Source organism: Rhodobium gokarnense (genome assembly GCF_025961475.1).
Taxonomy (GTDB): Bacteria; Pseudomonadota; Alphaproteobacteria; order Rhizobiales; family Rhodobiaceae; genus Rhodobium; species Rhodobium gokarnense.
Genome location: NZ_JAOQNS010000002.1, coordinates 166,825 through 184,733 on the forward strand (window position 1 = coordinate 166,825; position 17,909 = coordinate 184,733).

Here is a 17,909-nt window from a genome sequence, read left to right on the forward strand (position 1 = left end):
CTGTCGGAAAAAAAGGAAGGCGGCGATGCTTGACGATTTCTTCGTGCGCGCCCTCGTTGCCGGCGTCGGGGTTGCCCTCGTCGCCGGCCCGCTCGGCTGCTTCATCGTCTGGCGCCGCATCGCCTATTACGGCGACACGCTGGCCCATTCCGCCCTTCTCGGCATCGCGCTCGCCCTCCTCCTGGAGGTCGACATCACGCTCGCCGTCTTTTTGATGTCGGCGGCGATCTCGCTCATCCTCGTCGTCCTGCAGCGCCGCGAGCGGCTCTCTTCCGATGCGCTCCTCGGCCTGTTGTCCCATTCCGCCCTGGCGCTCGGCCTTGTCTGCCTTGCCTTCATGACCTGGGTGCGGGTCGACCTGATGGGCTTCCTGTTCGGCGATATCCTCGCCGTCTCCAGGACCGACATCGCGGTCATCTATGGCGGCGGCGCGCTGATCCTTGCCGTCCTTGCGATGATCTGGCGCCCGCTCTTTGCCGCCACGGTCAACCGCGACCTTGCCGCCGCCGAGGGCCTCGACCCGGACCGCGCAAACCTCTTCTTCATGCTGTTGATGGCGCTGGTGGTGGCGATCGCCATGAAGATCGTCGGCGTGCTGCTGGTCACCGCGTTGCTGATCATTCCGGCCGCGACCGCACGCTGGTTTTCCCGCGGGCCCGAGCAGATGGCGCTATTGGCCGCGGCCATCGGCGTTGCCGCCGTCATCGCCGGGCTTTATGCATCCCTGGAGTGGGACACGCCGTCCGGGCCGTCGATCGTCGTCGCGGCCTTCGCCTTTTTCCTGGTCGGCCTGTCGTCGCTCGCCAGAAACCGCTACGCTGGCGCCGTGCCTCCGGAGCCAAGGGAATGACTGGGAACGAGCTCGCGCAAGACCTGACCCGCAACCAGGCGCTGGTGCTTGATGCGCTCGCCGATGCCGGCGCGCCGCTCAGCGCCTATTCGATCCTCGACCGGCTGCGCGGCGAGGGGTTCCGCGCCCCGCTCCAGGTCTACCGCGCCCTCGACAAGCTGCAGGAATACGGCCTCGTCCATCGGCTGGAAAGCCTCAACGCCTTCATCGTCTGCAGCCACCCGGACTGCGTGCCGCACGACTCCATCATCTTCGCCATCTGCGAGCAGTGCGGCGCGGTGACGGAGTTCGCCGATAAGGCGATGAACCGTGACGTCCGCAAATGGGCGGACGCGGAACACTTCCACCTGACGAAATCGGTGATCGAGTTGCGCGGCACCTGCCGCCGCTGCGCCGCCAACTGAGCGGTCTGCCCCGGCCAGGGTCCGGTCAGGCGGACCGGACGCTGTCGAGGAACTTCGTCACTTCGGTCTGCAGCCGCTCGCTGTCGCTCGACAGCCTGCGTGCGGAGGAGAGCACCTGCGAGGAGGCCGCTCCGGTTTCTTCCGCGCCGCGATTGACGTCGGAGATGTTGGAGGCGACCTCGGCCGTTCCGGTCGCGGCCTCGGTGACGTTGCGGGTGATTTCCTGGGTTGCCGCACCCTGCTCCTCGATTGCAGCCGCGATCCCGGCGGAGATGTCGGACAGGCGCCCGATGGTCGCCCCGATCTCCTTGATCGCGCCGACGGACTCGCCCGTGGCCGTCTGGATGTTGCCGATCTGGGCGCCGATCTCTTCTGTGGCCTTGGCGGTCTGCTCGGCCAGTTGCTTGACCTCGGCGGCGACCACGGCAAAGCCCTTGCCGGCCTCGCCGGCCCGCGCCGCCTCGATCGTGGCGTTGAGGGCGAGAAGGTTGGTCTGCTGGGCGATCTCGGTGATCAGGTTGACGACGTCGCCGATCCGCGTGGCCGCCTCCGAAAGGGTCCCGATGCGTGCATCCGTGCGGTCCGCCTGCCCGACGGCCTCTGCGGCGATCTGGCTGGACTCCAGCACCTGCCGGCCGATTTCGTTGACCGAGGCGGCCATTTCCTCGCTGGCAGATGCCACCGACTGGACATTGGCGGAGGCCTCGTCCGACGCGGCTGCGACGCTGGTCGACAGCTCGCGGGTGCGCTGCGCCGTCCCGGTGAGGACGTCGGCCGAACTCTCCAGTTCCCGCGACGAGGTGGAGACGGTCCGGATGATGTCGCCGACGGCGCTCTCGAAACTGTCGGCAAGGCGTTCCATGTCGGCCTTGCGGGCGGCCGCGCGCCGCGCTTCCTCGTCCTTTTCCTGGTCTTCCAGGCGCTTGCGCTCGATGGCGTTGCTCTTGAAGACTTCGACGGCGGCAGCCATCTTGCCGATCTCGTCGCTGCGCCCGGTGTCCGGGATCTCGACGGCCAGGTTGCCGTCGGCAAGGACGCCCATGGTCGCCGTCATCCGCGACAGCGGGCGCACCACCGAGCGGCCGATCAGCCAGGCAGCGAACATGACGAGGACGGCGACGGCGACGATCGACCAGGTGATGATCGACCGGGTCTGGCTGAAGACGGCATCGCGCGCTGTCCGCGCCTGTTCGGCGGTCGTGCCGATCCGGGCGACGATCTGGCCGACCGTCGGCTCCAGCGCCGCGTAGGCGGCGGACATCTCACTGGTGCGGACGCGGACGACCTCGGCGGCGTCGGACCAGGCGAGGAAATCGCGCTGGTACGCGGCGATCAGGTCGGAAATCTGCGCCTTGTCGGCCGCCGGCAGGTCCGAGGCGGCGAGCGTCGCGGAGAAGGTCTCGACGCCTTTCTTCAGCCGGTCGACATATTTCGGGTCGCCGCGCAGCATGAAGTCCTTTTCGTGCCGGCGCAGCATCAGCATGTCGGCGGCGAGCCGCGGCGCATCGAAGGCCTTCAGCCGATCCTCGACGTCGTGGACCGAGCTGCGCAGGCTCCCCTGAAGCCCCTTGTCCGGCGCCAGTCCGCGCGCGATGCTGGCGGAAACCACCGCCTTGAAGCTCGTCACATAGGTGTCGAAGCCGGCCTTGACCTGGTCGGCCTCGCCGGTGATCTCCCGCCAGTCCGACGCAACGGCATCCTTGCGGATTTCGGCAAGGATGCTGTCGACCGTCTGGCTGATCTCGGCATGGCGGTCCGCATATTGCGTGTCGGACCGCAGCAGGAAGTCCTTTTCCGCCCGGCGCGCGTTGAGGAGGGCCGCATCGAGAAGCAATGCCTGGCGACCGATCTCGTCGGCCTTGACCGCCCTGTCGCCGTACCGCGCCGCCTTGTTGTCGCCGGCAAGATAGACACCGCCCAACGCGAGGACGCCGACCATGCCCAAAAGGCCGATCGAAAAAATTCGGATTCCCAAGCCGCCGACCATCTGCACTGACCTCTGAATTGCGGTAACCAATTTGATTCGAAGTAAAGCCGAGTCGCTTCTTGGTTGCAGCCTGCTCAAAAAAGATTAAATGGTCCTTAAGACTGTAATATTCGGCTGAATGGCGGGCCAGTCACAAATTATACATTAAATACGCAATAATCGGAGAGCGCGAAGTCGAATCTGGCGTTTTTACCCCTGGTTTTATTTCAGTCGTCCCGAATGCAGCCCTGTAATGACGAGGCTTGCCTGGCGCTTGCAGTCCTTGTCGATCATCCACCGGAGGATACCGCCCCAATCGTCGGCCTTGATCGCATCGGGCCGCACATGCAGCGTGTAGCGGCGCGGGTTGCCGTCGATGGACAGCACCAGCCGGTCGCCGTCATGGGAGAGCCGCGCCGGCAGCTCCATCGTCGCCTTGCCCATCGGCCAGCTCTTTTCGGAGAGTTTTTCGCGCTCGCCCCGCACCGTCACCGAGGCCGGGCGGAGAGCATCCTTGCGCCAGAGCGTCAGTGGTGCGGCTTCCACGCAGCGCTCGCCGGAACTGTCCACATTGATCATCCAGATGTCCGGCTGCGGGGCGATGCCCTCGCGGCCGTCGGCGCGCCGGGATGCGCCCAGCACGTTGGTTTCGCCGGACGCACCGGCAACGAAGCCGGCGATCCGGGAAAGCCCCGGCGGCAAAGCGGCCTCGTCGGCGGAGGCCGCCGCGGCGCCCTCCCGTGGGCCTTCAACCCGGGTCACCGTGCCGTCCTCGGCCAACAGCGTCAGCGTCTCGCCGGCGGCAAGGCCGATCGCGTCCGCATCCTCGATGACGGTCCCTGCGGCGTAACGCCCGTCGCCGGTGGTCGCCGCGATGACGACCAGCGGCCCCTGCGCGGCGGCAGCGCCCGCCGCACCGACCAGCAGCATCAAGCCTAGCAAAAGCCGCAACATCGCCGCCTCCCTTTCGATCCATCAAAGCATGGAATTGGGGTCGCGGTCACTTGGCCGCAAGCGGGACAGGGCCGCGGACACGCGTCAGGGGACGAGGTCGTCGATGTCGAGGTCCAATGCCTCGGCCAGCGCTTTTACCGTCGACAGCCGGGGATCGACCTTACCGGCCTCGATGTCGCTGATGGTCGCCGAGCGCTGGCCCGACCTTTCGGCCAGTTGCGCCTGCGTCAGTCCGGCCGCCTTGCGCCAGGCGACCAGCGGGTGCAGATCGCCGGCGAGGACGCGCCGGGCAAGGTCCGCCGGCAGGGCCGGGCCACTGCGTCCCTCCGCCGCCCGCGCCGCGTCGGCGATATCCTGGGCGCGCGCCGTCAGTCGGGCATATTCGGAAGCCGTGATCGTCACCAGGCTTTCTCCCTCCGGGGTCGCCGATACCAACGGCTTGGTCATGGCCCGTTCTCCTTAGCGATAGATGTCGCGACGATGGGCGACGCGGGTGACCGTCATCGTACCCGCCGCCTCGTCGATATCGAAAACGGCCCGCCAATCGCCGACGCGCAGGCGATAGGTGGAGGTCGTTCCCTGCAGCTTCACCACATCACCAACCGACGGGTCGGTGGCGTAGGCTTCGAGGGCAGAAAAGATGCGGTCGCGGACCGGGATCACCTTCATCTGCTTCAGCGCCTTTCGCGTGATGAAGAGCTCCATTGCCCAATCCCGTCATCTAATACGGTATAACGTATGAATTGAAAGGAAAACACGCTTTAGCGTAATTCAGCCTATCATCATTTCGCTGCAAGCACGATGGTGGTGGAAGTCTGGCCCGCGGCGATGCGGCCGAGCCAGAAGGCGGAAAGCGGATCGCCCGGGGCCTCCCGAAGCGCTTCTTCGAAGCCCGCGCGTGCGGCGTCGAGATCGCCCGCTTCCAGTGCGGCAAAGCTCTTGCGATAGGTCTCTGCCGTCGCGCCGTTCCCCGACAGCGGCTCGAAACAGGCAATGCCGATGCTCTTTCCCTTCACCACCAGCGTGCCGATCGGCCGGAAGGTCCGGTCGGGCGCCGCCTCCGCCACGGTGCCGCTGACGCAGATGCGCCCGCCGATCGTGCGGTTGGCGGCTTCGAGCCGGGAAGCCGTGTTCACCGTGTCGCCGATGGCCGTGTAGTCGAAGAACCGCTTGCCGCCGAAATTGCCGACGATCGCCTCGCCGCGATGGACGCCGATGCGGGTGACGCCGAGCGATATCCCGCGCTCTTTCAGCACGCTCCGGTAGCCTTCGGAAAACGCGTCGACGGCGAGCGCCAGCGCGACGGCCCGCGCCGCCTGGTCGTCCTGGCTTTCCGGTGCGCCGAAGAAGCCGACGACGGCATCGCCGACGATCTTGTCGATGGTTGCCTCATGGGCGAGGAAGAGGCCGCAGACCCGGTCGAGATATTCGTTGAGGAGTTCGGCCACCTCCTGCGCCGGCAGGCCCTCGGCGAGGTGGGTAAAGCCTTCAAGGTCGGTGAAGACGGAGGTGATGATGCGCTTCTCGCCGCCGAGGGCGAGGGCCTCCTCACTCGACACCATGCGGCGAACCAGCGCCGGGCTCACATAGTGGGAAAAGGCGTGCTCGATATAGTCGCGCTGGGCCCGGTCGCGCAGCCACTGCACGGCGGCAAGGATGCCGCCGACGACGAGCGCGGCAAGGCTGGGGGCAATCAGCGGCAATTGCAGATGGGCGTGGGTGAAGACCTGGATGCCCACGGCCCAGAGCGCAAGGAGGAGGGCGCCGAGGCCGACGATCCTGAGGAGCGGCGAGGAAAGCCCGGCAAAGACGAGGGCCGTCAGCACCGCAAGGAGCGCGGTGAAGCCGAGTTCCCCAAGCAGCTCCAGCGTCTCGTAATGGGTGCCCGCGAGCATCTGGGCCAGCATCTGGGCATGGATGAGGACGCCGTGGATGAGCCCGGCCTCCGCCCCGAGCGCCGTGGTGAACGGCGTCTGGTGCAGGTCCGCCGTCGGCAGCATCGCGCCGATCAGCACCGCCTTGCCGGCAAACCAGGCATCGGGAAGGTTGGCCGCCACATGCGCGGGGTAGACCGGGAACCGGTGCGGCCGTCCCTCGGCGTCGCTGAAATAGGTGATGCGGCCCGGATCGCCTGCCCGCGGCACCTTCGCGCCGAGCCTTGTCGCTATCGCGGCGGCGAGCCCGTCCTGCCAATCGCCGTCGACGACGCGCCCGGCGGTCAGGTCGCGCACGGTGCCGTCGTCGCGCTCGCGCAGCAGCGTCACGAGCCCCTTGTCGAAGCCGGCAAGCGCGTCTGTCAGGAACGCCGCCTGCTTCTCCGTCAGACCGTCCATGCGGGTCGCGAACCCCATGACGATCGGCGTCCTGGCCGTCCGCACAGCGGAGAGAAGGGCAAGGTCCTTTGCCGGCTCACTTCGCTGGTCGATCAGGATGTCGAGGCCGATGACGGCGGGTTTCGCGCGGTCGATGCGGGCGATCAGTTCGGCAAGGAAGGCCCGGTCGATGGGCGAGCGATAGGGAAGGGTGGACAGCGTTTCCTCGTCCACGGCAACGACGACGATGTCCTTCGGCGGATCGTGCCAGACATGGAGGACAGAGGTAAGGATGTCGCCAATCCGCGGCTCCAGCCGGTGGCCGACGGCAAAGCCGACCCCGGTGGCCAGCGCGACGGCAAGGATCGCGGCCGGCCAGCCGCCGAAGCGCAGGCGCCGGCGGCGCTCGGGTCGTTCCGTCATGGTCCCGGCCGGCCCCCGGATGGCCTATTGCGGCACCACATCGAAGCGCTTGATCTCCGATTGGGTGCCGTCCTTGTAGGTGAGCCGCAGCGAGGTGTAGCCGGTGCCGCGCGGCACGGTCGCGTAGATGTCGGTCGGATTGCCGCTCGCGGTCTCCACCACATGGGGATTGTTCGGATCGCATGCGGCGAGCCGGTATTCCCGGTCGGGCATGTCCGTGTCGAAGCCGTATTCGACGCTGTCGATGGCGCAGCGATAGCTGATCAGGTGCGTGAAATAGATCAGCATCTTGCCGTTCCAGTCGCGGTAGCTGACCCAGGAATTGGACATCTGCTCCAGAATATTCTTCTGGCCGGCGATAAGCGCCGTATCCGGATCGAAATTGATCTCATAGGGACCTTGCGTCTCGCCGCGGATGTCCCGGTAGCGCACCTGCAGCGTCGTCGGCCCGGTATGGCCGGGCAGTTCCACGGTCGGGTAGGGGATCGGCTTGCCGGTGGTCGGATGGATCGCCCCTTGCAGGAAGCCGGTGGAGCGGAAGTCGGCGCCCTCCTTGGCAACGAAGATTTCCTCCACCTGGTCGGCGATGGAAAGGCTCAGCATCCAGCCCTGGTTGCTGCGCATGGAGGTGAGGCTCACCGGGTTGGTCAGCGCCTTCCTGCTGAGGAAGGAGAGGGCGGCGAGCCTCGTCTTGGCGTCCTCGATCTGGTCGGCGGCAAGCTGCTGGTCGATGAAATATTTGAGGAACTGGCCCTCGTCGACAAGCTCCATGAAGCGGGAGAGCAGCTCAAGCTCGCGCCGCTTGTCGGCGGTCGACTGGCGGCCGAGCCGGGCGAGCGAGAAGTCGCGGCTGAGTTCGTAATAGGCCGGCGCGAAGTCCGGATTGCGCTCGATCACGCCCTCCAGCTCCTCCACCCGCTGCTCCCGGTCGTTGAGGAGGACGGTGACGAAATTGAGGATCGGATCGCGCGTCCCGGCGGCAAGGGCGAAATAGGTCTCGCGGGCCCCGGCGCGGCCCTCCTGGGCCTTCAGAAAGTTCTGGAAGCGGTAGTGCGGATCGACGTAAGGCAGGCCGAAGGCGAAGAACTTCAGATAGTCCTGCCGGGCCTTCAGAAAATTGCCCTTGATCTCGTTGAGCCGCGCATTGGAGTAGAACTCGTAGGGCTCGGTCGGATTGTCGACGATGAGCGAGCGGCTGGCGAGCTGGGCGAAAAGCTGCTCCATCTGCGGCGTGATCTCGCCGCCGCTGCCGCCCGCCTCGGCAAGCCGCGCCTTGGCGAGCCCGGCAAAGGCGCCGTCCGGAAACTTGTCGAGATAGAGCTGCAGTTCCGGAGCCGAGCCGTTCTTGACGTCATTCCAGAGCTGCAACTCGATCTGCATGGCGCTCTGGTCGCCGCTTTTTTTCGAAAGCGCCGCGACGGCCGCATTCTCGGCCGCCGCATCGGCGGGCACGAAGACGATATCGGCGGTCAGCGAGGAATGGTCCCAGGGCACCTGCTTGCCGCCGGTCTCCGCAACGACCGAGCGGCGCACGTTCTTGAACGCGGTCTCCACCGTCTGGCCGGGCCGCAGGATCTCGCGCGCAATCGCGGCCGTATAGGGGCTGTTGAGGCTCGCGCCGTCGGTCGCCGTGGAACCCGGCGCGGTGGCAAAGCTGATGAAGGAACCTCGCGGCGTCGCGCGCAGGAGCGCGAGCCCCTCATTAGCGGTGTTGATGCTGCGTGAGAGTGCGGTGTTACGGCAGGCATCAAGCACGATGACATTGGCGCCCTTGTGCGCCTGTTCCAGCTTGCCGAGCACCCAGTCGACCGACAGCGCCTCGAACTCCGCGTCGACCTCGTCCTCAAGACTGGCCTTGAGAGGCGCCAGGTAGTTGAGGCCGTTCGCCTGGAAGCCGTGGCCGGAATAGTAGAACATGCCGAGTGCGTCGGGCCCGGCCTCGGTCAGCTTCTTGCCGAAGGACGCAATCGCCCGCTTCATGGTGCGAAGATCCGCATCGAGCACGGTGTCGACCGTAAAACCGGCCTTCTTCAGCGCATCGGCGATCAGCGCCGCATCGTTGGTCGGGTTCTTCAGCGCCGTCAGCGTGCTGCTGGAATAGCCGGCATTGCCAATGACGAGCGCCAGCCGCTCCGCGGCACTGGCGGGGGCGGCGATCGCGAGTGCGATCAGAAAAAGCGCAACGATCGAGCGCCGCATGGGCATCTCCGTCAAGGACCAGAAGAGAGGGACGGCGATGGTACACGCTCCCGGCACAAGGGCAAGGCGGGCAGCCCGCAGCAAGGCGCTAGGGCCTCACATAGGTGTAGCCTTCTTCCTGCAGCTCGATGAGGCGGGCAACGCCGGAGGGAACGATCGTCGCCTCCTCGATCAACGCCACTTCCTTGCCGTCCTTGCGGCTCATCGCTTGTTGCGTGTTGGCGCAGGCGGAAAAGGTGAGGTTCTCGATCTCAAGGCTCATCGTCTCGATGCGATCCTTCACCGGGCTGGTGTCGTCCCGCAGCATCGTCAGGCCCGGCCCGTAGGCGACCACCTCGATGATCGCCGTGTCGCCCTTGGCGTCGTAGTATTTTTTGAGGTTCTGGACGTTGTTGAGCGCCATGTTGAGGACGGTCTTGTCCGACTGGTCCACATGGACGGCGATCTTGTGGGTCCTGCCGGCGGCAAATCCGGGCTGGGCGGCGGCAACAAGGAATACGGCGGCCATCGCCGCCTTCAGGCTGATCGTCATGGTGCGTTTCTTCCCCAAGTGTCTGTCAGCGCCTCTTTTTCCGGGCGCCATGGGGGGAAGCTTAGAGACATATAGAAAAAACGGAAATCGTTTTGTCGTGAGGGTGCAACGCAGAGTCTTGCCCGAGAAAAGGAGTGCACGTGCGATGTCGCCCCGGCGTTTCCACCCTCTCCCGCATCATTGCCGGGCTTGACCCGGCAATCCATAGGGCCTTTGATTTCAATCCGTTAGGTTGAAAGTTGCCGCTCCTCATCATGGACCACCGTGTCAAGCACGGCGGTGACGCGGAGTGGGTGGCAAAGTTAGCGAAAAAGCCTCAAGAGGAGGAGGCGGGCAAGAAGACGGCGCAAGGCCCTCAGCCGTTCACACTCAACATCCAGTTCAGCACGGCCCGCCAGTCGGTCATGCGGATCGGTGTGCCGTGGCTGCCGGTCTCGAAGAGGACGAATTTGACCGGATAGCCGGGCGCCGCGCGGCGGATCTTTTCGAAGAATTCCTTCTGGCTTTCCCAGGGAAACACGCTGTCGGCGCTGCCGTGGCCGAAATAGATCGGCACCCAGCGCGACTTGTCCGTCAGCATCGGCATCTTGAAGAAGTCGTTGTTCCACATGGAGCCGAGGAAGAGGAGGCCGCCGAGGAGCCTTGCCGCCTCCGGGTCTTCCGACAGCCGCCAGCAGATCGCCCCGCCCATGGAGCCGCAGGCAACGAAGATCGGCGCGCCGGGCGAATTGGCGGCGACCAGCTTCATGAGCTGCTTGACCTCGTCCTTGCCGCGGGTGCCGAAGTCGGAAAAGTCGGTGGAGATGAAGAGCCCGTCATTGCGGGTCATCAGGTTCTTGATGCGGTTGAAATTGCCGCCGAAGCGCCAGTCGTTCGCGCCCTGGAAGCGGTTGCCGCCCTGGCCGTGGATGTAGATGACGGCCATGCGGGCATCGCGCGTCTTGCCGGCGGCAATGAATTTTATCATCCGCCCGCCGGCCTTGAACTGCAGCGTCTGCTCGGACCAGCGCGGCTTCAGGGAGACGTAGTCGGACTTGACCCGCTGCTCCTTGATGGCGTCGCGCTCGTCGAGGTCGCGGCGCTCGTCATAGTCGACCCGCAGGAACGCTCCGCCGTCCGTCTTCTCCAGAATGCCCGGATAGGCAAAGAGCTGGTCCTTGAAAGGCTTCAACTGATACTCGGCCGAAGCCGGCCCAGCCATCGCGACGAGCACCGTAAAGGCAAGGCCGACGAGCCCGCAGATGCTCCCCGGGCCCTTTTCCCGGCCGTATGACGGTCCCCTAATTCCCACCGTCTAGAGCCGGTTCAAAAGATCGGGCGTCGGGAAGGAATCCGCCGGCAGGCCGAGCTTCAACTGCATGTCCTTGACGGCCGCCCGCGTCTTCAGGCCGATGAAGCCGTCAACGCCGCCGACGTCGTAGCCGCGCGCCTTCAGCTTCCTCTGCAGTTGTTTGATCTGGTCGTAGCTGAGCGAGGCGACCTTGCCGCTGCCCGAATGCACCTTGGAGGCGCCGGCGAGGCGGGTCGCGAAATAGGCCGCCGTCGTGGAATAGATGTTCGACTTGTTCCACTGCCGGTAGATGTCGAAATTCGGATAGACGAGAAAGGCCGGGCCGTTGCGCCCCATCGGCAGTTGCAGCGAGGCGGCGAGCCCGTCGGAGGGCAGCTTCTTGCCGTTGGCGCGGGTGACGCCCCAGGCGGCCCATTGCGAGCGCGGATGCTTGATGGTGACGTCGGCCTGGTCCCAGGGCAGATTGTTCGGCACGCGCACCTCGGTCATCCACGGCTCGCCGCGGCGCCAGCCGTGGTGGGCAAGGAGGTTGGCGGTGGAGGCCAGCACGTCCGGCACGCTCTTGATCAGATTGACCTTGCCGTCGCCGTCATAGTCGACGCCGCGGTGGTAGTAGTCGGAGGGCAGGAACTGGGTCTGGCCGAGTTCGCCGGCCCAGGCGCCGAGCATCTGGCTCGGCTGCAGGTCGCCGCGCTCCACGATCCGCAGCGCATCAATGAGCTGCGGGCGGAACAGCTCCGGCCGCCGGCAGTCATAGGCGAGCGTTGCCAGCGCCGTCAGCACCGGGAAATCGCCGGTATTGGCGCCGAAATCGGTCTCCAGGCCCCAGAAGCCGGTGATCACCGGCGCCGGCACGCCATATTGCTGCTCGATCCTGTCGAAGGTGCCGGCATATTTCTTCATCAAGCTGCGGCCGGTCTTGAGCCGGTAGTTGTTCACCATCCGCCCGGCGAATTTCAGGAAGGTCTGCGAAAACACCACCTGCCGGCGGTCGTGCTTGACGACCTTGGCGCTGAAGCCGACGCCGCGGAGCCCCTTGTCGATGGCGCGCTTGGAGACGCCGGCCGCGGCTGCGTCGCGCTTGAAGTCCGCCATCCAGCGATCGAAGCTGCCCGTGTTCCGGCAGTTGCGATTGCCCGCTTCCGCCGTTGCCGGCGCGGCGGTCAGCACCGCCCCGATCATTATGCCTGCAAGGATCTGCCGCATCGTGTCCCGTTCCTCCCGATCTGGATTGTCCGATCAATCGCGAAGGAGCGCCCCGACCAGCCCCGTGCCGGTCACCCCCATTGCTGCAATTCGCGCGCCTTTTGAATCAGCTTGTCGACGACCTTGTCAAATGTTCGCAATTCCTCAGGCGTCAAGGTCGACAGGATGAACGATTCGCGGGCAAGCGCCAGCGGCGCAATCCGGGCGAAAAGCGTCTCGCCCTTCTTCGTCAGCCGAAGGATTTTGCGGCGCCGGTCGGCTGCATCGAGCCCGCCGACGAGGAGCTCCTCGGCAAGCATTCGATTCACCGCGCGGCTCACCTGCATCTTGTCGAGGGTGGAATAGTCGGAGATTTCGCGGGCCGTCATCGCCCCGCGCTCGCCGAGGGCCGCCAGTACCCGCCATTCGGGGCGCGAGAGGTTGAAGCGCTCGCCATAGAGCTGGGCGACGGCGCCGGAGACCTCGTGGGCGAGCACGGCGAGCCGGTAAGGCATGAAGCGTTCCAGCGACAGCGCTTCGCGGGTCTCGGGGGCATCGTCCGGCGTCAGCATGGCGTCAGGATAGTCACAGATGCGCGAAAATGACAATGCGGGCGCGAGCAGTCGCGGAGCCGGTCAGCGAGGAGGGGATTGCTGTTTTCCGGGGAAAATGCGGCCTCCTGATCCACGTTGACTTGCATATTCGAATTTGTCTAATGTGAATGGTAACAATCGTTACTAATAATAAGCGGCGCCGGCAACGCATCGGACGTCGCGGGAGGAAGCGATGCTGAAGACCTACGAATTCCCGGAATTCGACTATATCTGCTCGGCCGAACAGCGCGACGGCCGCTTGCGCCGCCATCCGGTGGTGATCGTCGGCGGCGGGCCGATCGGGCTCACCGCCGCGCTGGATTGCGCAAAGCGCGGCATCCCGGCCGTGCTCCTCGACGACAACAACACCGTCTCGGTCGGCTCGCGCGCCGTCTGCTACGCCAAGCGGCCGCTGGAAATCTGGGACCGGCTCGGCTGCGGCGACAGGCTGGTCGAGAAAGGCGTGAGCTGGCAGGTCGGCAAGGTGTTCTTCGGCGACGACCTCGCCTACAGCTTCAATCTCCTGCCGGAGGCCGACCACCACATGCCGGCGATGATCAACCTCCAGCAATATTACCTGGAGGAGGAACTGGTGGCGCTGTGCGATGCCAGCGATCTGGTCGATCTGCGCTGGAAACACAAGGTCGTCGGGCTGGAGCAGACGGAGGACCATGCAGTCCTCACGGTGGAGACGCCCGACGGCGTCTTTGCCATGGAGGCCGACTGGGTCATCGCCTGCGACGGCGCCCGGAGCGACCTGCGCGGCATGGTCGGCGCCGATTTCGCCGGCAAGGTGTTTGAGGACCGGTTCCTCATCGCCGACGTCGTCATGAAGGCCGACTTCCCGACCGAGCGCTGGTTCTGGTTCGACCCGCCCTTCCATCGCGGCCAGTCGGTGCTGCTGCACAAGCAGTCCGATAATGTCTGGCGCATCGACTTCCAGCTCGGCCGCGACGCCGATCCGGAGGAGGCCAAGAAGCCGGAAAACGTGCTGCCGCGCCTCAAAGCCATGCTCGGGGAGGACACGGAGTTTGAACTGGAATGGGTGTCGGTCTATCAGTTCGCCTGCCGGCGCATGGAGAAATTCCGCCACGGCCGGGTGCTCTTTGCCGGCGACGCCGCCCACCAGGTCTCGCCCTTCGGCGCCCGCGGCGCCAACACGGGCGTCCAGGACATCGACAATCTGACCTGGAAGCTGAGGCTGGTGCTCGACGGCCTGGCGCCCGAAGCCCTCATCGACAGCTATGAAGACGAGCGCATCTTTGCCGCCGACGAGAACCTTCTCGCCTCGACCCGCTCCACCGACTTCATCACCCCGAAGAACCGCATGAGCCGCGTCTTCCGCGACGCCGTGCTGGATCTTGCCAAGACCCACGATTTTGCCCGCCCGCTGGTCAACAGCGGCCGCCTGTCGACGCCGACGCCCTATTGCAACTCGCCGCTCAACACGCCGGACGAGGACGATTTTAGGGGCGCCATGGTACCGGGCACCAACTGCGCCGATGCACCGGTGAAGAAGGGCGGTAAGGACGATTGGTTCCTGCGCGCGCTCGGCGACGGCTTTGCCATCGTCGTCTTCGGCGACCTGCCGCACGGCAAGACCATCGCCGTCGGCGAGATCGAGGCCCCGGTGATCGCGGTCGGCACGGACATCGTCGACGAAAAGGGCGTACTGACGGAGCGCTATGACGGCGCCAGTGGCGCGGTCTACCTCATCCGCCCCGACCAGTACGTCGCCGGCCGCTGGCGCACCTTCGACCCCGACCGCATCGCCGCCGCCCTCGCCCGCGCCACCGGCCAGCGGCATTGACAGGAGGGGAACAAGAAATGCTCAATCTCAAGCCGAACATCGCCGATCCGGACGGGTTCTACGAGACCTTGATCAACGCCCAGCGCGATCTTACCGACGACGCCGTCGACCGCATGAACGCCAGGCTGATCCTGATCCTCTCCAACCACATCGGCGACAACGATGTGCTGGCCGAGGCGATCACATTGGCGGCGGGGGAGGCGAAGGCGTAGCGGGATGGCGGCCTACCGGATGCCGCGCGTCCGGCGTTCCCGGTCGAGGGCGCCGCGCAGCGAATCGCCGGTTTTTCGCCATATCCAGCGCGCCACTGCGGTGATCTCCCGGGCGAGCAACAGGCCGGCCGTAAATGCACAGGCGATCGATGCGGTGGAAAAAATGACGAGGCCAATGGTGTGGTGCACCGGGCCAACAATCGTGAAAGTCGTCACCCCATAAGTCCATTTTTCGGCGAGCAGGTTCGCCATGAACCAGATGAAAACCGCCGAAAGCAATATATTCGCGAGCAAAAACCGTGAATATGCGATCAGTATCCCGAACAGAACACTGATTGCAGTCAGCAGGACATAGTAAGAAAGCGACCACCCGAGCGCCAAATGTCTTGCGTAGACCGGATCGTATTTCGCGATCAGAACGATTGCGCAACAGAGACCGACAAAAAGAATCAAGCTCGCGCAAGAAAGCCCGACGGGAACTCTGAGGACAGAAAGCGTTTGCCGAAATCGTGCCGGCATCGGACCTCCGGAAAACCGACTCTGGCCAAATCGGTGCGATCGATTAGAAGTGGGCGGGGTACCTCAGGGATTCAACAAAAGGGCGAAATGGCCGCAGAAAAAATCCGGGTGCGCGGGCAGGTGCAGGGGGTCGGCTTCAGGCCCTTCGTCTGGCGGCTGGCCGCGGAGTTCGGCATTTCCGGCGACGTGCGCAATGACGGCGAGGGCGTGCTGATCCGGGCCTTTGCCGGCGATGTCGACGGCTTTGTCGCGGCGCTCGGAAAGGAGCCGCCGCCGCTCGCCCGGATCGATTCAATCGCGCGCGCGCCGCTGGGGGATAATGTCATCCGGCCCGGCTTTTCCATCGTCGAGACCGACCGGTCGGAGGCCCGCACCGGCGCGACGCCGGATGCCGCGATGTGCCCGGCCTGCCGCGCGGAAATCCTCGACCCCGGCGAGCGCCGTCACCGCTACGCCTTTGCCAACTGCACCCATTGCGGCCCGCGCTTTTCGATCCTGAAGGAGATTCCGTACGACCGGGCGTCGACGACGATGCGGGGATTTGAGATGTGTCCCGCCTGCCGCGCCGAATATGAGGACCCGGCTGACCGGCGCTTCCACGCCCAGCCCATCGCCTGCCCGGATTGCGGCCCGCGCCTCTGGCTGGAACGGGACGGAGCGGAGATCGACGGCGATGCGATCGTGGAGGCGGCAAGGCTGCTGCGTGCTGGAAAAATCCTTGGAATCAAGGGTATCGGCGGCTTTCACCTGGCCTGCGACGCCGCCAATGAGGACGCGGTCCGGCTCTTGCGGGAGCGCAAGCGGCGGCCGAAGAAACCCTTCGCCCTGATGGCGGATGTGGGCGCGATCCGCCGCCATGCCCGTGTCTCTCCGGCCGAGGAGGCGCTCCTCAACGATCCGGCGGCCCCCATCGTGCTCCTGGGGAAGGCCGGGGATATTCCGCTCGCCGCCGCGCTGGCACCTGGCCTGTCCGTTCTCGGCTGGATGCTGCCCTATACGCCATTGCACGCGCTGCTGATGGAGGCCGTCGGGGCGCCGCTCGTCATGACCAGCGGCAACCGTTCGGGCGAGCCCCAGGCGATCGGCAACGATGAGGCACGGGGAAAACTCGGGCCCTTCATCGATGCGTTCCTCATGCATGATCGGCCGATCGCCCGGCGGCTCGACGATTCCGTCGTGCGCATCGTCGCAGGCGACATCCGGCTGCTGCGCCGGGCGAGGGGCTATGCGCCGGCGCCCCTCGATCTGCCGCCGGGCCTGAAATCCGCGCCGCCGGTGGCGGCCTACGGCGGCGAGCTCAAATCCGCGCTCTGCCTGACACGCGACGGCAAGGCGATCCTGTCCCACCACCTCGGCGACCTGGAAGACGCTCTGTCCTATGAGGAATTTCAGAAGGCGGCAAAGGACTATTCCCGCCTCTTCGACCACAGCCCGGAAATCGTCGCCGCCGACCTCCACCCCGACTACCGCTCAACGCAATTCGCGGAAGGGGAAGCCGAACGCCTCGGCGTGCCGCTCACCCGCGTCCAGCACCACCACGCCCACATCGCGTCCGCCATGGCCGAAAACGGCTGGCCGCTGGACGGCGCCCCGGTCCTCGGCGTCGCCCTAGACGGCCTCGGCTACGGGCCGGACGGGACCGTCTGGGGCGGGGAATTCCTTGCCGCCACCTATGCCGACTACAGGCGCCTTGCCTCTCTGAAGCCGGTGCCGCTTGCCGGCGGCGACGCCGCCAACCGGGAACCCTGGCGCAACCTCGTCGCCCAGCTAGAGGCCGCGATGGGCTGGGACGTTGCCGCGGAACGTCTCGGAAAATCCGCCCTTTCCGATCTCCTCGCGGCAAAGCCCGTCGAGAACCTTCGCACGCTCATGCAACGCCGCCTCAACAGCCCGCTGACCTCGTCGGCCGGGCGCCTGTTCGATGCCGTCGGCGCCGCCCTGGGGCTGGCGGTCGACCGGCTGACCTATGAGGGCGAGGCGGCGATGGAACTGGAGGCCCTTGCCGCAGGGATATCCCCGGATCGCGCCTATCCGTTCGCAGTCGTCGCGGCCGAGGATATCCGACGTCTCGATCCGGCGCCGATGTGGGACGCCCTGCTGACCGATCTTGCCGACAGCGTCGCCCTCGGCCAAATCTCCGCCCGGTTCCACCTCGGCCTCGCCCGCGCGACCGCCCATCTGGCCCAAAAATTAGCCGGCGAAATATCAGCCGGCGCCATCGCCTTGTCCGGCGGCGTGTTCCAGAACGCGTTGCTGCTGAGGCTGGTATTGGAGGAACTCGACGGCTGCGGCCTGCCGGTGCTCGCCCAGCGCGAGGTGCCGGCGAATGACGGCGGCCTCGCCTTCGGCCAGGTCGCGGTTGCGGCCGCCCGTGCCCTTCGCTGAGCCGTTGCAGCGCCTGCCGCGCCGGGTCCGGTGCGAGCCTCCGACGAATCGCCGCTGCCGGGCTCCGGCAACTGGCGACGCCTTCGACTTTAGTTTATAAAGATCGCATGTGTCGAGGAGGGGTGTTTGTGAGTCCTTGGCCGGGCTCCGCTGCCGATTTCTGACGGAATCCCAGTCCGTCAACCTTGCTTGTCACGACATCTTGGCGCAGGTCCGCTTTGATGCGGGTCAAGGCCCGACGCGCTCAAATTCATAAGGTGCGCCGCGAAGAAAG

At 65.7% G+C, this 17,909-nt stretch carries 16 protein-coding genes; 5 read left to right on the plus strand and 11 right to left on the minus strand.

The window, feature by feature from the left end; translation table 11 throughout:
* Positions 1 to 25 precede the first annotated feature (25 nt).
* Both M2319_RS03540 and M2319_RS03545 read left to right on the plus strand, forming a co-directional pair.
* Positions 26 to 850: a metal ABC transporter permease gene (locus M2319_RS03540; RefSeq protein ID WP_264600060.1), complete on the plus strand. Its 825-nt coding sequence runs from the start codon at positions 26 to 28 to the stop codon at positions 848 to 850.
* A complete protein-coding gene (locus M2319_RS03545) occupies positions 847 to 1,254 on the plus strand; it encodes a Fur family transcriptional regulator (RefSeq protein WP_264600061.1) in 408 nt (135 codons plus the stop codon). The genes M2319_RS03540 and M2319_RS03545 overlap by 4 nt, the downstream gene beginning before the upstream one ends.
* Positions 1,255 to 1,279: 25 nt before the next feature.
* Here the strand turns inward: M2319_RS03545 and M2319_RS03550 are convergent, their stop codons facing one another.
* The 10 genes from M2319_RS03550 to M2319_RS03595 form a co-directional block, all read right to left on the minus strand.
* On the minus strand, positions 1,280 to 3,175 hold the full coding sequence (locus M2319_RS03550) for a methyl-accepting chemotaxis protein (protein WP_319801760.1): 1,896 nt from the start codon (positions 3,173 to 3,175) through the stop codon (positions 1,280 to 1,282).
* Between the two features lie 267 nt (positions 3,176 to 3,442).
* Positions 3,443 to 4,174: a hypothetical protein gene (locus M2319_RS03555; protein ID WP_264600063.1), complete on the minus strand. Its 732-nt coding sequence runs from the start codon at positions 4,172 to 4,174 to the stop codon at positions 3,443 to 3,445.
* 84 nt (positions 4,175 to 4,258) lie between these two features.
* Entirely contained in the window at positions 4,259 to 4,621 is a 363-nt protein-coding gene (locus tag M2319_RS03560) for a helix-turn-helix transcriptional regulator (RefSeq protein ID WP_264600064.1), read from the minus strand.
* Positions 4,622 to 4,633: 12 nt separating this feature from the next.
* A complete protein-coding gene (locus M2319_RS03565; RefSeq protein ID WP_264600065.1) occupies positions 4,634 to 4,879 on the minus strand; it encodes a type II toxin-antitoxin system RelE family toxin in 246 nt (81 codons plus the stop codon).
* Between the two features lie 77 nt (positions 4,880 to 4,956).
* Positions 4,957 to 6,909, minus strand: a complete 1,953-nt coding sequence (locus tag M2319_RS03570; RefSeq protein ID WP_264600066.1) for an adenylate/guanylate cyclase domain-containing protein — start codon at positions 6,907 to 6,909, stop codon at positions 4,957 to 4,959.
* A 24-nt stretch (positions 6,910 to 6,933) separates the two neighbouring features.
* Positions 6,934 to 9,108, minus strand: coding sequence for a caspase family protein (locus tag M2319_RS03575; RefSeq protein ID WP_264600067.1), 2,175 nt, complete (start codon positions 9,106 to 9,108; stop codon positions 6,934 to 6,936).
* Positions 9,109 to 9,196: 88 nt separating this feature from the next.
* Positions 9,197 to 9,640: a DsrE family protein gene (locus tag M2319_RS03580; protein WP_264600068.1), complete on the minus strand. Its 444-nt coding sequence runs from the start codon at positions 9,638 to 9,640 to the stop codon at positions 9,197 to 9,199.
* A 355-nt stretch (positions 9,641 to 9,995) separates the two neighbouring features.
* On the minus strand, positions 9,996 to 10,811 hold the full coding sequence (locus M2319_RS03585; protein ID WP_264600069.1) for an alpha/beta hydrolase: 816 nt from the start codon (positions 10,809 to 10,811) through the stop codon (positions 9,996 to 9,998).
* 123 nt (positions 10,812 to 10,934) lie between these two features.
* Entirely contained in the window at positions 10,935 to 12,137 is a 1,203-nt protein-coding gene (locus M2319_RS03590) for a lytic murein transglycosylase (RefSeq protein WP_264600070.1), read from the minus strand.
* Positions 12,138 to 12,208: 71 nt separating this feature from the next.
* On the minus strand, positions 12,209 to 12,688 hold the full coding sequence (locus M2319_RS03595) for a MarR family winged helix-turn-helix transcriptional regulator (RefSeq protein WP_264600071.1): 480 nt from the start codon (positions 12,686 to 12,688) through the stop codon (positions 12,209 to 12,211).
* 214 nt (positions 12,689 to 12,902) lie between these two features.
* On the opposite strand from M2319_RS03595, the gene M2319_RS03600 reads away from it, so the two are divergent.
* Together M2319_RS03600 and M2319_RS03605 are read left to right on the plus strand one after the other, a co-directional pair.
* On the plus strand, positions 12,903 to 14,519 hold the full coding sequence (locus M2319_RS03600) for an FAD-dependent oxidoreductase (RefSeq protein ID WP_264600072.1): 1,617 nt from the start codon (positions 12,903 to 12,905) through the stop codon (positions 14,517 to 14,519).
* 17 nt (positions 14,520 to 14,536) lie between these two features.
* Positions 14,537 to 14,731: a DUF2783 domain-containing protein gene (locus tag M2319_RS03605; RefSeq protein ID WP_264600073.1), complete on the plus strand. Its 195-nt coding sequence runs from the start codon at positions 14,537 to 14,539 to the stop codon at positions 14,729 to 14,731.
* Positions 14,732 to 14,743: 12 nt separating this feature from the next.
* On the opposite strand, the gene M2319_RS03610 is transcribed toward M2319_RS03605, so the two are convergent.
* Positions 14,744 to 15,250 (minus strand): hypothetical protein, encoded by a 507-nt coding sequence (locus M2319_RS03610; RefSeq protein ID WP_264600074.1) that lies wholly within the window; start codon positions 15,248 to 15,250, stop codon positions 14,744 to 14,746.
* A gap of 87 nt (positions 15,251 to 15,337) precedes the next feature.
* On the opposite strand from M2319_RS03610, the gene hypF reads away from it, so the two are divergent.
* Positions 15,338 to 17,635: a carbamoyltransferase HypF gene (gene hypF, locus M2319_RS03615; protein WP_264600075.1), complete on the plus strand. Its 2,298-nt coding sequence runs from the start codon at positions 15,338 to 15,340 to the stop codon at positions 17,633 to 17,635.
* Positions 17,636 to 17,909 lie beyond the last annotated feature (274 nt).

Excerpts from the sequence above, each read along its gene's own strand:
- M2319_RS03540 (WP_264600060.1), top strand. The coding sequence starts at position 26 with ATGCTTGACGATTTCTTCGTGCGCGCCCTCGTTGCCGGCGTCGGGGTT.
- M2319_RS03545 (WP_264600061.1), top strand. The coding sequence starts at position 847 with ATGACTGGGAACGAGCTCGCGCAAGACCTGACCCGCAACCAGGCGCTG.
- M2319_RS03555 (WP_264600063.1), bottom strand. The coding sequence starts at position 4,174 with ATGTTGCGGCTTTTGCTAGGCTTGATGCTGCTGGTCGGTGCGGCGGGC.
- M2319_RS03560 (WP_264600064.1), bottom strand. The coding sequence starts at position 4,621 with ATGACCAAGCCGTTGGTATCGGCGACCCCGGAGGGAGAAAGCCTGGTG.
- M2319_RS03565 (WP_264600065.1), bottom strand. The coding sequence starts at position 4,879 with ATGGAGCTCTTCATCACGCGAAAGGCGCTGAAGCAGATGAAGGTGATC.
- M2319_RS03570 (WP_264600066.1), bottom strand. The coding sequence starts at position 6,909 with ATGACGGAACGACCCGAGCGCCGCCGGCGCCTGCGCTTCGGCGGCTGG.
- M2319_RS03575 (WP_264600067.1), bottom strand. The coding sequence starts at position 9,108 with ATGCGGCGCTCGATCGTTGCGCTTTTTCTGATCGCACTCGCGATCGCC.
- M2319_RS03580 (WP_264600068.1), bottom strand. The coding sequence starts at position 9,640 with ATGACGATCAGCCTGAAGGCGGCGATGGCCGCCGTATTCCTTGTTGCC.
- M2319_RS03590 (WP_264600070.1), bottom strand. The coding sequence starts at position 12,137 with ATGCGGCAGATCCTTGCAGGCATAATGATCGGGGCGGTGCTGACCGCC.
- M2319_RS03595 (WP_264600071.1), bottom strand. The coding sequence starts at position 12,688 with ATGCTGACGCCGGACGATGCCCCCGAGACCCGCGAAGCGCTGTCGCTG.
- M2319_RS03600 (WP_264600072.1), top strand. The coding sequence starts at position 12,903 with ATGCTGAAGACCTACGAATTCCCGGAATTCGACTATATCTGCTCGGCC.
- M2319_RS03605 (WP_264600073.1), top strand. The coding sequence starts at position 14,537 with ATGCTCAATCTCAAGCCGAACATCGCCGATCCGGACGGGTTCTACGAG.
- M2319_RS03610 (WP_264600074.1), bottom strand. The coding sequence starts at position 15,250 with ATGCCGGCACGATTTCGGCAAACGCTTTCTGTCCTCAGAGTTCCCGTC.
- hypF (WP_264600075.1), top strand. The coding sequence starts at position 15,338 with ATGGCCGCAGAAAAAATCCGGGTGCGCGGGCAGGTGCAGGGGGTCGGC.